The organism is Mycobacterium sp. MS1601, assembly GCF_001984215.1.
Lineage (GTDB): Bacteria > Actinomycetota > Actinomycetes > Mycobacteriales > Mycobacteriaceae > Mycobacterium.
Map to the genome: position 1 here is coordinate 6188206 of NZ_CP019420.1, position 14987 is coordinate 6203192.

At 66.1% G+C, this 14987-nt stretch carries 18 protein-coding genes; 13 read left to right on the plus strand and 5 right to left on the minus strand.

Annotated elements, in window-relative coordinates:
* Window positions 1–18 precede the first annotated feature (18 nt).
* Entirely contained in the window at window positions 19–495 is a 477-nt protein-coding gene (locus BVC93_RS29555; RefSeq protein ID WP_083740505.1) for a DUF3093 domain-containing protein, read from the plus strand.
* Window positions 496–498: 3 nt separating this feature from the next.
* On the opposite strand, the gene BVC93_RS29560 is transcribed toward BVC93_RS29555, so the two are convergent.
* On the minus strand, window positions 499–801 hold the full coding sequence (locus BVC93_RS29560; protein ID WP_083740506.1) for a DUF4193 domain-containing protein: 303 nt from the start codon (window positions 799–801) through the stop codon (window positions 499–501).
* A gap of 182 nt (window positions 802–983) precedes the next feature.
* On the opposite strand from BVC93_RS29560, the gene cei reads away from it, so the two are divergent.
* On the plus strand, window positions 984–1634 hold the full coding sequence (gene cei / locus BVC93_RS29565) for an envelope integrity protein Cei (protein ID WP_083740507.1): 651 nt from the start codon (window positions 984–986) through the stop codon (window positions 1632–1634).
* Between the two features lie 5 nt (window positions 1635–1639).
* On the opposite strand, the gene BVC93_RS29570 is transcribed toward cei, so the two are convergent.
* A complete protein-coding gene (locus tag BVC93_RS29570) occupies window positions 1640–2503 on the minus strand; it encodes an inositol monophosphatase family protein (RefSeq protein ID WP_192860437.1) in 864 nt (287 codons plus the stop codon).
* A gap of 158 nt (window positions 2504–2661) precedes the next feature.
* On the opposite strand from BVC93_RS29570, the gene ppgK reads away from it, so the two are divergent.
* The 3 genes from ppgK to BVC93_RS29585 all read left to right on the plus strand — a co-directional run bounded on the left by ppgK (window position 2662) and on the right by BVC93_RS29585 (window position 5551).
* On the plus strand, window positions 2662–3435 hold the full coding sequence (gene ppgK, locus BVC93_RS29575) for a polyphosphate--glucose phosphotransferase (RefSeq protein ID WP_083740508.1): 774 nt from the start codon (window positions 2662–2664) through the stop codon (window positions 3433–3435).
* A gap of 167 nt (window positions 3436–3602) precedes the next feature.
* A complete protein-coding gene (locus BVC93_RS29580) occupies window positions 3603–5048 on the plus strand; it encodes an RNA polymerase sigma factor (protein ID WP_442929114.1) in 1446 nt (481 codons plus the stop codon).
* A gap of 104 nt (window positions 5049–5152) precedes the next feature.
* The gene (locus BVC93_RS29585; RefSeq protein WP_083740509.1) at window positions 5153–5551 is read left to right on the plus strand and encodes a RidA family protein; all 399 of its coding nucleotides are present in this window, start codon (window positions 5153–5155) and stop codon (window positions 5549–5551) included.
* On the opposite strand, the gene BVC93_RS29590 is transcribed toward BVC93_RS29585, so the two are convergent.
* The gene (locus BVC93_RS29590) at window positions 5500–5865 is read right to left on the minus strand and encodes a DUF952 domain-containing protein (protein ID WP_083740510.1); all 366 of its coding nucleotides are present in this window, start codon (window positions 5863–5865) and stop codon (window positions 5500–5502) included. The two genes, BVC93_RS29585 and BVC93_RS29590, sit on opposite strands and share 52 nt — an antisense overlap.
* Window positions 5866–5990: 125 nt before the next feature.
* Between BVC93_RS29590 and BVC93_RS29595 the strand changes: the two genes are divergently transcribed.
* A complete protein-coding gene (locus tag BVC93_RS29595) occupies window positions 5991–6182 on the plus strand; it encodes a DUF7455 domain-containing protein (protein WP_068916512.1) in 192 nt (63 codons plus the stop codon).
* A 64-nt stretch (window positions 6183–6246) separates the two neighbouring features.
* Window positions 6247–7260, plus strand: a complete 1014-nt coding sequence (locus tag BVC93_RS29600) for a YihY/virulence factor BrkB family protein (RefSeq protein WP_083741460.1) — start codon at window positions 6247–6249, stop codon at window positions 7258–7260.
* A gap of 4 nt (window positions 7261–7264) precedes the next feature.
* Here BVC93_RS29600 and BVC93_RS29605 read toward each other — a convergent pair whose 3' ends face one another.
* Window positions 7265–7501, minus strand: a complete 237-nt coding sequence (locus BVC93_RS29605) for a DUF3039 domain-containing protein (protein ID WP_083740511.1) — start codon at window positions 7499–7501, stop codon at window positions 7265–7267.
* Window positions 7502–7571: 70 nt separating this feature from the next.
* Between BVC93_RS29605 and BVC93_RS29610 the strand changes: the two genes are divergently transcribed.
* The 3 genes from BVC93_RS29610 (at window position 7572) to BVC93_RS29620 (ending at window position 9967) form a co-directional block, all read left to right on the plus strand.
* Window positions 7572–7994, plus strand: coding sequence for a DUF3099 domain-containing protein (locus tag BVC93_RS29610; protein ID WP_236950179.1), 423 nt, complete (start codon window positions 7572–7574; stop codon window positions 7992–7994).
* A 135-nt stretch (window positions 7995–8129) separates the two neighbouring features.
* Window positions 8130–9089 carry a sigma-70 family RNA polymerase sigma factor gene (locus BVC93_RS29615; RefSeq protein WP_083740513.1) on the plus strand — a complete coding sequence of 320 codons (960 nt, stop codon included), beginning with the start codon at window positions 8130–8132 and terminating at the stop codon, window positions 9087–9089.
* A gap of 185 nt (window positions 9090–9274) precedes the next feature.
* On the plus strand, window positions 9275–9967 hold the full coding sequence (locus tag BVC93_RS29620) for a metal-dependent transcriptional regulator (protein WP_083740514.1): 693 nt from the start codon (window positions 9275–9277) through the stop codon (window positions 9965–9967).
* 19 nt (window positions 9968–9986) lie between these two features.
* On the opposite strand, the gene BVC93_RS29625 is transcribed toward BVC93_RS29620, so the two are convergent.
* On the minus strand, window positions 9987–11090 hold the full coding sequence (locus BVC93_RS29625) for a DUF4192 domain-containing protein (protein WP_083741461.1): 1104 nt from the start codon (window positions 11088–11090) through the stop codon (window positions 9987–9989).
* A 179-nt stretch (window positions 11091–11269) separates the two neighbouring features.
* Here BVC93_RS29625 and sthA point away from each other — a divergent pair, with 179 nt between their 5' ends.
* The 3 genes from sthA to BVC93_RS29640 all read left to right on the plus strand — a co-directional run bounded on the left by sthA (window position 11270) and on the right by BVC93_RS29640 (window position 14969).
* Complete coding sequence (sthA, locus tag BVC93_RS29630) at window positions 11270–12676, plus strand: Si-specific NAD(P)(+) transhydrogenase (protein WP_192860439.1); 1407 nt, start codon at window positions 11270–11272, stop codon at window positions 12674–12676.
* Between the two features lie 169 nt (window positions 12677–12845).
* Window positions 12846–13847 (plus strand): proteasome assembly chaperone family protein, encoded by a 1002-nt coding sequence (locus BVC93_RS29635; protein WP_083740516.1) that lies wholly within the window; start codon window positions 12846–12848, stop codon window positions 13845–13847.
* Between the two features lie 99 nt (window positions 13848–13946).
* Window positions 13947–14969: an alpha/beta fold hydrolase gene (locus tag BVC93_RS29640; protein ID WP_083740517.1), complete on the plus strand. Its 1023-nt coding sequence runs from the start codon at window positions 13947–13949 to the stop codon at window positions 14967–14969.
* Window positions 14970–14987: the final 18 nt, after the last annotated feature.

Genomic DNA, 14987 nt, shown 5'->3' on the forward strand with positions numbered 1-14987 from the left:
GAGACTACTCTTGGCCCGGTGGTGGGAACGCGCGAGACCTCGCAGACGGTGCGCTACCGCGAGCGACTCTGGGTGCCGTGGTGGTGGTGGTTGCCCGGCTTCGGCCTGGCCGCACTGATCGCGCTCGAGGTCAATCAAGGCGTCCAGGGCATGCCCAACTGGGTGCCGTTCGCCGTGCTCTTCGGCGTGGCGGCCGCCGCGCTGTTGTGGATGAGTCGCTCGGAGGTCTCCGTGGTCAGCGACGGCGAATCCGTCGAACTCTGGGCCGGGCCCGCTCACCTACCTGCCTCGGTGATCGCCCGGTCCGCCGAGATTCCGCGGTCGGCGAAGTCTGCGGCCATGGGCCGTCAGCTGGACCCGGCCGCCTACGTTCTGCACAAAGCCTGGGTGGGTCCGATGGCCCTGGTGGTGCTCAACGACCCCGACGACCCCACCCCGTACTGGTTGGTGAGCTGCCGCCACCCCGACCGGCTGCTCTCGGCCCTGCGCAGCTGACGCCTAAGCCGCGCAGTCGCTGCAGATCATCACACCGTTCTTCTCACTGGCCAACCGGCTCCGGTGATGTACCAAAAAGCAGCTGGAGCAAGTGAATTCGTCGGCCTGCTTGGGGACGACGCGCACAGACAGCTCTTCGCCGGACAGATCGGCGCCGGGCAGCTCGAACGATTCACCGGCCTCTGCCTCGTCGACGTCGACTACGGCCGATTGCGCTTCGTTTCGCCGCGCCTTGAGTTCCTCCAACGAATCCTCGGAAGGTTCGTCGGTCTCGTTGCGACGCGGAGCGTCGTAGTCGGTAGCCATGGTGATCAGTTCCCCTCTTGGTGCCCCGCTCGCATCCTCTTGCCAGCAGAGCTTTGTACCAGTGCCGAACGCTTCCGCCAAACGATTCGTGCCCGGAACCCCCTCCGATCAAGTGTGATTTACATCACATACCCTTGATCTTGGCAAGTCCTCGATTTGCACCGGCCCTCTAGAGTGCAGGCGTGGTCGCGCACATCACCGAGGGCACCGCCTTCGACAAGCGGGGATTACCGTTCCGTCGCCGCAACATCTGGCCTGGGGTCATCGTCGCGGCGGTGCTTGCCGTCATCACCGGGCTGGTGTGGACCATCGCCCTGACCAGGCCACCCGAGGTCGTCGAAGCAGCGGTGTGCAATCCGCCGCCCGCGGCCACCGACCCCAATGCCCCGCAACTCGGGCAGCAGGTGAGAAGTTCCGACTTCGCCGACACCGAGCCGGCACGGCTGGTCGACACCAAGATCACCGTGCTCAACGCCAGCGGTCAAGGCGGCCAGGCGGCGGAAGTGGCCGGCGAACTCCGCGATCTCGGCTTCGCCCAGCCCACCGCCGACAACGACCCGATCTACGCGTCCACCCGGCTGACGTGCCAAGGCCAGATCCGCTTCGGCCCCGCCGGCGAGGCCGCGGCCGCCGCGGTGTGGCTGGTGGCACCGTGCACCGAGCTGTTCCGAGACGAACGCGGAACCGACACCGTGGACCTGGTGATCGGCACCGATTTCACCGAACTCACCCACAGTGACGACATCGACGCCGTGCTCGCCGGACTGCAGCCCGATGCCACCGAGCCGGCCGACCCCGCACTGCTGTCCAAGATCCACTCCGCCAGCTGCTGAAGCGACTACTCGGGAATCGGCCCCAACGCCCCGAGACTGTCCAGCACCGCGCGGAAGTCCGCCGCCACACCCGGTGCAGCCGCCACCAGCAACTGCTCCGGATCCGATGGAAACAGCACGTGCGCACCCGCCTCCTGGGCCACCAACGCCCCTGCGGCCCAGTCCCACACGTTGAGGCGGTGCTCGTAGTAGAGATCCAGCCGGCCCGCAGCCACCATGCACAGGTCGAGCGCCGCCGAGCCGATCCGGCGGACATCGCGCACCGACGGCATCACCTTCGCCAGCAGCGCCCCCTGCGCCGCCCGCCGGGTCGGGGCGTACGCAAATCCGGTACCCAGCAGCGCCATCGACAGGTCGTCGACGGCGTTGCAGCGCAGGACCCGCCGACCTGCCGGTCCTTCCACCGAAGCACCGTGCCCGAGTGCGGCCGAGTACACCTCGCCGGACACCACGTCGGCCACCGCCCCTGCCACCGACACACCGTCGACCTGGGCAGCCACCGACACCCCGTACGCCGGAATGCCGTAGACGAAGTTCACGGTGCCGTCGATGGGATCCAGCACCCAGGTCACCGCACCCGCGGGAACTCCGGCCTCCGGGCCCCCGCCTTCTTCACCCAGCACCGGGTCCCCCGGCCGCAGCTGAGCCAGCCGGTCGCGCAACAAGCGCTCGGTCTCGGTGTCGACAACGGTAACCGGATCGGTGGGTGTGCTCTTGGTGCGCACCGAATCGGCCACCACCTCCTCCGACGGCGCCGCGTCGGAGAAGTCGCCGAACACCTCGGCGCGACGGCGCCGGACGAACTCCGCTGCTTCGGCGGAGATCTGACGCGCCACGTCGCGCAACTGAAGGAGCACGTCGTCGGCCAGTGGTGCCGAAAGAGACGAAGCAGCGGATTCTGGGGCTGAAGAAGACGTCACCCGACTATCGCAACACACGATGTACAGCCGGTGGCACTCTCACCAAGTGGGTATCGACACACTAAGGTGTGGTTCGCCTGCCGCCAGCCACGTTAGGGAGATCAGTCATGACCGAATCGAGTTCCTCGACGCAGCGCCAAGGCTTCGGCATCGACGTCGGCGGCAGTGGCGTCAAAGGCGGCATTGTCGACCTCGACACCGGCGCGCTGATCGGCGAACGGTTCAAACTGCCCACCCCCCAGCCCGCCACGCCCGAGGCAGTGGCCCAAACCGTCGCCGCGGTCACCAAGGAGTTCGGCTGGGACGGCCCGCTGGGCGTGACCTACCCGGGTGTGGTGCAGAACGGCGTGGTGCGCACCGCCGCCAACGTCGACAAGGCCTGGATCGGCACCAACGTCGACGAGACCTTCACCAGGGCGCTCGACGGCCAGCGTGTCACCGTTCTCAACGACGCCGACGCCGCAGGCCTGGCCGAGGAACGCTTCGGCGCCGGCCGCGACAACACCGGGCTGATCGTGCTGCTGACGTTCGGCACAGGTATCGGTTCCGCGGTGATCCACAACGGGATCCTGCTGCCCAACACCGAGTTCGGCCATCTCGAGGTGGGTGGCAAGGAGGCCGAACACCGGGCTGCGTCCTCGGTCAAAGAGCGCAAAGAGTGGAGCTACGAGCGGTGGACCAAGGAGGTCACCCGGGTTCTCGTCGCGATCGAGAACGCCATCTGGCCCGATCTGTTCATCGCCGGTGGCGGGATCAGCCGCAAGGCCGACAAATGGATTCCACTGCTCGAGAACCGCACTCCGGTGGTTGCTGCCGCGCTGCAGAACTCGGCAGGCATCGTCGGCGCCGCGATGGCCGCCGAGCGCGACGTCACCCACTAGAACTCACTGGTAACAACGAGAATTTTGGTTGCTCGGCGCGGAGCAGCCCTTCTCAGTAGTTACAATGGTCGAGGCGGCCGCCACCCGGATAGCGGCGAAACTCCTCCCGAGACTGACGCCGACTAATTCCGATAGCCGACGCTTTCGGTGGCGCTTGCCCATAGCCACTGGAAGTCAGCAAGACCGAAAGGGTGTACGTGGCAGCGATCAAAGCAAGCCCGGCAACCGAAGAAGTGTTGACCAGTACCACTGAGGCACCCGCCAAGAAGGCGCCCGCCAAGCGGGTCAGCAAGGCGGCGAAGGCCCCGGCCAAACGGGCCGCCAAGAAAGCGGACGGCGCCCCCGCGCGGGGTCGCCCCAAGAAGGCGGTCTCCGGTGCTGCCGACAGCGCCGACCCCACCGACGGCGACGAGGTCGAGAACCTCGACGACGACCTCGAGGGTGAGCCCGAGGATCTCGAAGACGGCGACCTCGAACTCGACGAAATCGAGGACGACGCCGACGACGAGCCCGAGGACAGCGACGAGGCCGACGGCGAAGAGGCCGCCACCGACACCAAGAAACCCGCCACGCCCGCCGGGGACGAGGAGATCGCCGAGCCGTCCGAGAAGGACAAGGCCTCCGGCGACTTCGTCTGGGACGAGGAGGAGTCCGAGGCGCTGCGCCAAGCGCGCAAGGACGCCGAGCTCACCGCCTCGGCGGACTCGGTACGCGCCTACCTCAAGCAGATCGGCAAGGTCGCGCTGCTCAACGCCGAGGAAGAGGTGGAGCTCGCCAAGCGCATCGAGGCCGGCCTGTACGCCACGCAGCTGATGGCGGAGCTCTCCGACAAGGGCGAGAAGCTGCCGGCCGCGCAGCGCCGCGACATGATGTGGATCTGCCGCGACGGCGACCGCGCCAAGAATCACCTGCTGGAGGCCAACCTGCGCCTGGTGGTGTCGCTGGCCAAGCGCTACACCGGCCGCGGTATGGCGTTCCTGGACCTGATCCAGGAGGGCAACCTCGGTCTGATCCGCGCCGTCGAGAAGTTCGACTACACCAAGGGCTACAAGTTCTCCACGTACGCCACCTGGTGGATCCGCCAGGCCATCACCCGCGCCATGGCCGACCAAGCCCGCACCATCCGGATCCCGGTGCACATGGTCGAGGTCATCAACAAGCTCGGCCGTATCCAGCGCGAGCTGCTGCAGGACCTGGGCCGCGAGCCCACGCCCGAAGAGCTGGCCAAGGAAATGGACATCACGCCGGAGAAGGTGCTGGAGATCCAGCAGTACGCGCGTGAGCCCATCTCACTGGACCAGACCATCGGCGACGAGGGCGACAGCCAGCTCGGCGACTTCATCGAGGACTCCGAGGCCGTGGTGGCCGTGGACGCGGTGAGCTTCACGTTGCTGCAGGATCAGCTGCAGTCCGTGCTGGAGACACTCTCCGAACGCGAGGCGGGCGTGGTCCGGCTGCGCTTCGGCCTCACCGACGGCCAGCCCCGCACCCTCGACGAGATCGGTCAGGTCTACGGGGTGACCCGTGAACGGATCCGCCAGATCGAGTCCAAGACGATGAGCAAGCTGCGCCACCCCAGCCGTTCCCAGGTGCTGCGCGACTACCTGGACTAGTAGTGGTTCGACGGCGGCGGCCACCCGGGACACCGGGTGGCCGCCATTGTCATTGCACCCGAAAAAGTTTGCGGCACAACGCCACCGCACCGGATGGAGGATCAATGCGCCAGAACATCTCGTCGGGCTCGGAGTACGAGGCGAGTGTCGGCTACTCGCGGGCGGTGCGCATCGGCCCCTGGGTCGCGGTGGCGGGGACCACCGGAATGGGTGCTGACGTCTCCACACAGGCACGAGATGCGCTCCAGCGCATAGAGGTGGCGCTCGGGCAGGCCGGTGCAGCTCTGGGCGACGTGGTGCGCACCCGCATGTTCGTCACCGACATCACGCTCTGGCCAGAGGTGGCCGCCGTGCATGCGGAGTACTTCGGGAAGGTCGCGCCGGTGGCCACCATGGTCGAGGTGAGCGCGTTGATCGCACCGGAGTTGTTGGTCGAGATCGAAGTGGACGCCTACGTCGAGGACTCGGGAGGCCCGAAGAAACCATCCCGACCCGGCAGGTAAGGGGTGATTCTTCTCACAGCCGCCACGGGTATCGGGCCGTACAGATGCGGAAACAACATCGCCTCCGGATCGCCGGGCACTCCTGGCTCCCATCGCAGCGGCGCCGTGAGCAGCTCGGGCGTCAGGTACAGCAGTACCAGATCGGTGCGCCCGGCGAAGAGCCGATTGGCGGGCAGGTGTACCTGCTCAGGGGTCGAAAGATGAACGAAGCCAACCTCGGACAGTGACGTGGGCCGGTACTCGGCGCCCGACGAGGCCGCCGTCCATTCGTCGGCGGCGAGCAGATGCACGAGTTCCATGGGACCGGTGGTCATGCGACCAGCCTGCCGCAGCGGAAACGAATCCCGGGTGAGACACGACACACCGGTGAACGCCTCGGGAACAAGGCCGGAACCGAAAACGTCTGAGACAGTAGAGACCACGCGAGAACGGAGGAGCCATGAACGCAACTCTGACCAGTCCCGAGTTGACCCGGGCTGATCGTTGCGACCGTTGCGGTGCTGCCGCACGTGTCCGCGCGAAACTGCCTTCAGGAGCTGTTTTGCTCTTCTGCCAACACCACGCCAACGAGCACGAGGCGAAGTTGGTGGAGTTGGCCGCGGTGATCGAGGTCAGCTCAGCCGAGCTGTAACGCTGCGGCGCGCCGGGCCACGGTTGGCCATTACCGGCCGTGGTCAGGGATGCTGGACACCGACATGAGTGACCAGTCCCCGAAGCCTTCCCGCCATCACATCTGGCACATCACCAAGCGCACGCTGTCCAAAGCGTGGGACGACTCGATTTTCGCCGAATCGGCGCAGGCCGGTTTCTGGTCGGTGCTGTCCTTGCCGCCGTTGTTGTTGGGGATGCTGGGAAGTCTGGCCTACATCGCCCCGCTGTTCGGGCCGGAAACTCTGGTGACCATCGAAGACCAGCTGATTTCCACCGCGAACAGTTTCTTCTCGGCGAACATCGTCAACGAGATCATCGAGCCGACCATCCGCGACATCGTGCAGGGCGCCAGGGGCGAGGTGGTGTCGCTGGGTTTTGTCATCTCGCTGTGGGCGGGCTCGTCGGCCATCTCGGCATGGGTGGACTCGATTGTCGAGGCACACGATCAGACCCCGTTGCGACACCCGGTCCGACAGCGGTTCTACGCGTTGGGTCTGTATGTGGCGGGCCTGGTGCTGGTGATCGTGTCGGCTCCCTTTCTGGCGCTGGGCCCCCGCAAGGTCGCCGAGTACATCCCGGAGAGCTGGGACGATGTCCTGCAGTACGGCTACTACCCGGTGCTGATCGTCAGCTTGATGATTCTGGTGACGGTGCTCTACCGCTTGTCACTTCCGGAACCGCTGCCCACCCATCGGCTGCTGATCGGAGCCGCGCTGGCGACGGCGGTGTTCTTGGTGGCCACCGTCGGGCTGCGGGTGTACCTCAGCTCGATCACCAAGACCGGTTACACCTACGGTGCGCTGGCCACTCCCATCGCTTTCCTGCTGTTCGCCTTCTTCCTCGGGTTCGCCATCATGATCGGCGCCGAACTCAACGCCGCGATCCAAGAGGAATGGCCGGCCCCCGAAACCCACGCCAACCGGGTGAGGTTCTGGCTGAAGCAGAAGGCGGCCGAGACGTCCGGAACCGAGGCGGCCACCGACGCCGAGCGGCCGGACGCGCCGCCACGGACACCCGGCGACCCCCCGGTCACCGGGCCGGCGGACCTGCGCGCCTAGGACATCACTTCTTGAGTTGCTCGTAGATCCGTTTGCAGTCCGGGCAGACGGGAGAGCCCGGCTTCGCCGACCGGGTGACGGGGAAGACCTCGCCGCACAGCGCGACAACGTGGGTGCCCATCACCGCGCTCTCGGCGATCTTCTCCTTCTTGACATAGTGGAAGACCTTGGGCCGGTCGTCGTCGGTACCGTCATCGGTCCGTTCGTCGGCATCTGTCCGTTCGAGGGTGTCGGTCTGCATACGCCTATTCTGCCGAGAAAATGACGCTCGACAAACCCATGGCGCCAGGCCGTCCAGACTGTGCCAGAGTATGGGTATGAAGCACAGCCAGCAGCTGGGTTTCGACGACGAAGGTCGGCCGATACTCATCACTGCGGCGGCACCCCCGTATGAAGAGGAACACCGCCAACGCGTCCGTAAGTATTTGACGATCATGTCATTTCGGGTTCCGGCGCTGCTGCTCGCCGCAGTGGCCTACGGCATCTGGGAAAACGGTTGGCTCTCACTGCTTATCGTCGCCGTCTCGATTCCGCTGCCGTGGATCGCCGTGTTGATCGCCAATGACCGTCCGCCCCGCCGACGTGAGGAACCGCGGCGTTTTGACCGCGAGCACCGACGGATTCCGTTGTTCCCCACCGCAGAGCGGCCTGCCCTCGAACCCGGCACGGCCCGAACGGATCCCGGTGCGACCCCGCCATCGGGTGCCGAGAACCGCCACATGAGGGACTTCTAGTTCGATTCTCAGAGCATTCTCAGGTCGAGCGCGCATTTCCGCACGTCAGCGCGTGTGAACCGGCGAACTCGTGGGAACTCTTCTCTCCAGTCAGGCGTTGAACCACATGACAGTTCGAGCCACTAGGAGGCCGATATGGCAAATGCCACCGCGACCCGCATCGACGGCGATCTGGATGCCCAGAGCCCTGCCGCAGACCTGGTACGGGTGTATCTCAACGGGATCGGCAAGACGGCGCTGCTGAACGCCGCCGACGAGGTGGAGCTGGCCAAGCGCATCGAGGCCGGCCTGTACGCACAACACCTGTTGGATACCCGGAAGCGGCTCGGAGAGAGCCGCAAACGTGATCTGGCGGCCGTTGTCCGTGACGGTCAGGCGGCGCGCAGCCACCTCCTGGAAGCCAACCTGCGACTGGTCGTGTCACTGGCCAAACGCTATACCGGGCGCGGTATGCCACTGCTGGACCTCATCCAGGAAGGCAACCTCGGTCTGATCCGCGCGATGGAAAAGTTCGACTACACCAAGGGATTCAAGTTCTCGACGTATGCCACCTGGTGGATCCGTCAGGCCATCACCCGCGGCATGGCCGACCAGAGCCGCACCATCCGACTGCCGGTCCACCTGGTTGAGCAGGTGAACAAGCTTGCTCGGATCAAGCGCGAAATGCACCAGAACCTCGGTCGTGACGCTACCGATGAGGAACTGGCCGAGGAGTCCGGCATTCCGGCCGAGAAGATCGCCGATCTGCTCTCCCACAGCCGCGACCCGGTGTCGCTGGACATGCCGGTCGGCAGCGACGAGGAAGCGCCGCTGGGCGATTTCATCGAAGACGCCGAGGCGTTGTCGGCCGAGAATGCCGTGATCGCCGAACTGCTGCACACCGACATCCGCAGCGTGCTGTCGACGCTCGACGAACGTGAGCATCAGGTGATCCGGTTGCGGTTCGGTCTCGACGACGGCCAGCCCCGCACGCTCGACCAGATCGGCAAGTTGTTCGGCCTGTCGCGTGAGCGGGTCCGCCAGATCGAACGTGAGGTGATGGCCAAGCTGCGCCAGGGTGAGCGTGCCGATCGGTTGCGCTCCTACGCCAGCTGACCCCCCGAATTCCGGCGAAGGATTCTTCGCCGGCTGCGATAGTGTGCCCGCCGCGTCCCCGCCCGGCGGGCACACTGCCGTGTGCAGAGCGGCCCCGTCTACCATTGCGCGTGCCCGCCGCGCCCTGTCAGAGCGGCCCATCACCGCTGCTAGCCAAGTAGACTCGTCGCCGACGGAGGTGCCAAATGAATGATCTGGTCGACACCACAGAGATGTATCTGCGGACCATCTACGACCTCGAGGAAGAGGGCGTGGTCCCTCTGCGGGCGCGCATCGCCGAGCGCCTCGAGCAGAGCGGCCCCACCGTCAGCCAGACCGTGTCCCGCATGGAGCGCGACGGTTTGCTGCACGTGGCCGGAGATCGGCACCTGGAACTCACCGAGACCGGTCGTGCGCTGGCCATCGCCGTGATGCGCAAGCACCGACTCGCCGAGCGCCTGCTGGTCGACGTCATCGGCCTGCCCTGGGAGGAAGTACACGCCGAGGCTTGCCGGTGGGAACACGTGATGAGCGAGGACGTCGAGCGCCGCTTGGTCGCGGTGCTGGACAACCCCACCGTGTCGCCGTTCGGCAACCCCATCCCCGGTCTGTCCGAGTTGGGCATCGGCGCCGAGCAGGAAGTCGACGCGATGAACCTGGTACGGCTCACCGAGCTGCCCGCCGGCTCACCGGTGGCCGTGGTGGTGCGCCAGCTGACCGAACATGTCCAGGGTGACGCGATCCTGATCGGCCGGCTCAAGGACGCCGGAGTGGTGCCCAACGCTCGCGTGACCGTCGAGACCAACCCGCACGGCGGCGTCACCATCGTGATCCCCGGCCACGAGAACGTCGAGTTGCCCCACGAGATGGCGCACGCGGTCAAGGTCGAAAAGGTCTGATCCACAGCCACCTGGGTTCTCACCCCGCCTTCTGTCCGTACTCCAGACGGGGCGGCAAGGCCACTTCGAGGTCATCTGCCAAGCGGTATGCGGTGAGCGCCAACTTGCGGATCTGATCCGGTCTCATCCCGGCGTGCAAAGCGGTGTCGAGCAGTACGGCCATCCGGTGCCGTGGATCGATCCGCAACGCCGCCTCCAACGACAGTCCGGCCAACGGCCCGTCGCTGCGGGCGTAGGCGCAGAACGCCAACTGCACCAGCGGCTCCACCCGCAGATGTTCGGGTAGCCGCCGTGCCAGCGTGGACCACAGTGTCTCGGCCCCGGCAGCCAACTCCCCCACCGCCAGCGCGTACAACGTGTCCCGCACCCGCACCTGCGTCAGCCCCTGTGCCACCACCGCGATCTCTGCGTCGCTGAGAGCCTCACCGGCACCGACCCGTGCTGCGGCGGCCAGCGCGTCCTGGACCGCTGCGCGGGCCCGCTCCGTCGAATCACCGCCGGGGGCGCCCCGCCTGCCGGCCTCCAGCGCCTCGACGGCAGCTGCCACGCTGCGGCTGCGGGTGTCGTCCTCGGCGGCGATGACGGCTTGCAGGTCTGCCCGGCTGGCATAGAGCCTGCGGCCGTCGAGAACGGCTGCCGCCGCCACCGGTGAGCTCTCCGGATCATCGACACGGCCCCGCGAACCACAGCCGTCGACACAGTGCCAGCGCCCGCCCTCAGCCACCTTGTCCACCAGATGGGCGGCCCACAGCGGGATGTCGTACTCGGCGAGTTCGTCCGCCAGCACTGCGCACAGCCGGCGGTACCGATCCCCGCAACACGGGCACAGCGCGCCGGACTCGTCGACGATGACCGCGATGACTGCGTCGGGGTGCGCCGCCGCTGCCACCGACACCAGCTCGTCGAGGCGATCGATCAAGTCGGGGCCGAGGTCCACACGCAGCACCGCGCCGAGCTGTCCGCGCTCCACCGATACCAGGACCAGCGAGTTCGTCGGAGTGAAGCCCAAGACGGCCGGCAGCGCCGCGATGAGGGCACCAGGTCTGTCCAGTGTGAAGTCCGGATGCCGGTCGATACGCGGTCGGCCGAAGTCGGGTTGGGGTTCGGGATGCTGTGATGTCATGCCCCAGACGCTGACAACCGGCACCGTCAAGCATGTACGTGCGCGGGTCCGAGAGTGGTCGGTCTGTGGATGAAATGCAGACTGTTGGCCGCTGCCTCTACGGCCATTGTTCACGCGGTATTGACACTGCTGGCACGCAAGAGACGGGCAATCGGCGTAAACAGCTACGCATGGCTTCGTTGCAGGAATACGACCTCGTGGTCATCGGCTCCGGCCCGGGCGGACAGAAGGCGGCCATCGCAGCAGCCAAACTCGGCAAGTCGGTGGCGGTGATCGAACGAGGTCGCATGCTCGGCGGCGTCTGCGTCAACACCGGCACCATCCCGTCGAAGACCCTGCGTGAGGCCGTCGTCTACCTGACCGGCATGAGCCAGCGCGAACTGTACGGCGCCAGCTATCGCGTCAAGGAGAAGATCACCCCCGCCGACCTGCTGGCCCGCACCCAGCATGTCATCGGCAAGGAGATCGACGTGGTGCGCAACCAGTTGATGCGCAACCGTATCGAGCTCTACACCGGGCACGCCCGCTTCCTCGACGAGCACACCATCCACGTAGAAGATCCCTCCCGCGCCGAACGCATCACCGTCAGCGGCCACCACATCGTCATCGCCACCGGCACCAAGCCGGCCCGCCCCAGTGGCGTCGAGTTCGACGAAGAGCGGGTGCTGGATTCCGACGGCATCCTCGATCTGAAGTTCATCCCGACGTCGATGGTGGTGGTCGGCGCCGGAGTCATCGGCATCGAATACGCGTCGATGTTCGCCGCGCTGGGCACCAAGGTCACAGTCGTCGAGAAGCGCGCCAACATGCTGGAGTTCTGCGACCCCGAGATCATCGAGTCGTTGAAGTTCCACCTACGCGACCTGGCCGTCACCTTCCGCTTCGGAGAAGAGGTCACCGCCGTCGACGTCAGCGCTTCCGGCACCGTCACCACACTGGCCAGCGGCAAGCAGATCCCCGCCGAGACGGTCATGTACTCCGCAGGCCGCCAGGGCCAGACCGATCACCTGGACCTGGCCAACGCAGGCCTGGAAGCCGACAACCGCGGCCGGATCTTCGTCGACGACAACTACCAGACGAAGGTCGACCACATCTATGCCGTCGGCGACGTCATCGGCTTCCCCGCACTTGCCGCCACGTCGATGGACCAGGGCCGGCTGGCCGCCTACCACGCGTTCGACGAGCCCAGCCACGCCATGACCGAGCTGCAGCCCATCGGCATCTACTCCATTCCCGAGGTGTCCTACGTCGGTGCCACCGAGGTGGACTTGACCAAGGACGCCATTCCCTACGAGGTGGGCGTGTCCCGTTACCGCGAACTGGCGCGCGGCCAGATCGCCGGCGACTCCTACGGCATGCTCAAACTGCTGGTTTCCACCGAAGACCTCACCCTGCTGGGGGTACACATCTTCGGTACCAACGCCACCGAGATGGTGCACATCGGCCAGGCCGTGATGGGCTGCGGCGGAACGGTCGAATACCTGGTGGACGCAGTATTCAACTATCCGACGTTCTCCGAGGCCTACAAGGTCGCCGCCCTCGACGTGATGAACAAGCTGCGCGCCCTCAACCAGTTCCGCCGCTGACATTTCCCTTGCTGGGTACTCCACCCAGATGGTCAGGAATGCCCACCACAGCACCCGGCGTTCGAAGTGGGGTGGGTCCGCGACGACGCAGACGCGGCGTTGAGGGAAACTAGGTGCACACGGCGCTCAACCAGCGTGCCACCACGGGGTGACGAGGAGGCGAGAGCAGATGGGTCAGACAGACGATCCCGGACATGACTCGGACCGGGCTTACCAGCCGGAACAGAGCGGAATGTACGAGCTGGAATTTCCGGCACCACAGTTGTCGTCGGCTGACGGCCGTGGACCGGTGCTGGTGCACGCCTTGGAGGGCTTCTCCGACGCCGGACATGCCATCAAGTTGGCTGCCGAGCACCTGCGACGGTCTCTGGACACCGAGTTGGTGGCATCCTTTGCTATCGACGAGTTACTCGACTACCGCTCGCGGCGGCCGCTGATGACCTTCAAGACCGACCACTTCACCCACTACGAGACCCCGGAGCTGAACCTCTACGCGCTGCACGACAGTGTCGGTACACCGTTCCTGCTGCTCGCCGGCCTGGAGCCGGACCTCAAGTGGGAGCGGTTCATCACCGCGGTCCGGTTGCTGGCCGAACGTCTCGGGGTGCGGCGCACCATCGGCCTCGGTGCCATCCCGATGGCGGTGCCACACACCCGTCCGGTCACGATGACTGCGCATGCCAACAACAAGGAACTGATCGCCGATCACACCCCGTGGGTTGGCGAGGTGCAGGTGCCCGGCAGTGTCTCCAACCTGTTGGAGTACCGGTTGGCTCAGCACGGCCACGAAGTGATGGGTTTCACCGTGCACGTTCCGCACTATCTGGCGCAGACCGATTACCCGGAGGCTGCCAAGGCGCTCATCGAGCAGGTGGCCGAGTCGAGTTCGCTGGAGATCCCGGTGACCGGTTTGACCGAGGCCGCAGCCGAGATCCGTGTCAAGATCGACGAGCAGGTCGAGGGCAGTGCCGAGGTGGCTCAGGTGGTGACCGCTCTCGAGCGCCAGTACGATGCATTCGTTGCCGCACAGGAGAACCGCTCACTGCTTGCCAGGGACGAGGAACTGCCCAGCGGTGACGAACTCGGAGCGGAATTCGAGCGGTTCCTGGCCCAGCAGGCCGGTGAGCAGTATCAAGACCCGTTCGGAGACGACAACAAAACAGCTGAGTAGCCACCGCACCTCAGCTGCCGTTTCCGCCTCGGAACCGTTGCAACGGGGCCCGACGACGAAGTTGGCGCACATGACTCACTCCCCAGTTCCGGTGACGCCATGAGCGAGCGCAAGCCCAACCTCCGCTCGGTCCGGGAAGTCTCCCCGACACTCGACTACCGCACCATCCACGGCTATCGGCGGGCTTTCCGCATCGCCGGGTCCGGGCCTGCGTTGCTCCTGATCCATGGAATCGGCGACAACTCCACCACCTGGGCAGGCGTGCAGGCCAAACTGGCGCAACGCTTCACCGTGATAGCGCCTGATCTGCTGGGCCACGGCCAATCCGACAAGCCGCGCGCCGACTACTCCGTGGCGGCCTACGCCAATGGCATGCGGGATCTGCTGGGTGTCCTGGACATCGAGAAGGTGACGGTCGTGGGGCACTCGCTCGGCGGCGGCGTGGCGATGCAGTTCGCCTACCAGTTCCCGCAGCTGGTGGATCGTCTGATCCTGGTCGGAGCAGGCGGGGTGACCCGCGACGTGAACATCGCCCTGCGGGCGGCCTCGCTGCCGATGGGAGGCGAGGCCCTGGCGTTGTTGCGGCTGCCGCTGGTGCTGCCCACCGTGGAGGTGGCAGGCAAGGTGGCTGGCGGCCTGTTCGGGAACACGGCGCTGGGTCGCGAGCTGCCCAACGTCCTTCGCATCCTGCGCGACCTCCCCGAACCCACCGCATCCTCGGCCTTCACCCGCACTCTGCGTGCCGTGGTGGACTGGCGTGGCCAGGTGGTCACCATGCTTGACCGCTGTTATCTCACCGAATCCGTTCCAGTGCAGCTCATCTGGGGCGATCGCGATGTGGTGATCCCGGTCAGCCACGCCAACATGGCACACGCCGCGATGCCCGGCTCGCAGCTGGAGATCTTCAAGGGCTCCGGGCACTTCCCGTTCCACGACGACCCCGACCGCTTCGTCGAGGTGGTCGAGCGCTTCATCGACTCCACCCAGCCCGCCGAATACGACCAGGCCGCACTGCGCCAACTGCTCCGCGACGGGGTGTGTGAACGATCTATTTCCGGCACCGTCGACACCAAGGTGGCGGTGTTGGACGCCATGGGCAACGACGAGCGCAGCGCCACCTAGAGACTCCTCGAGGCTCCC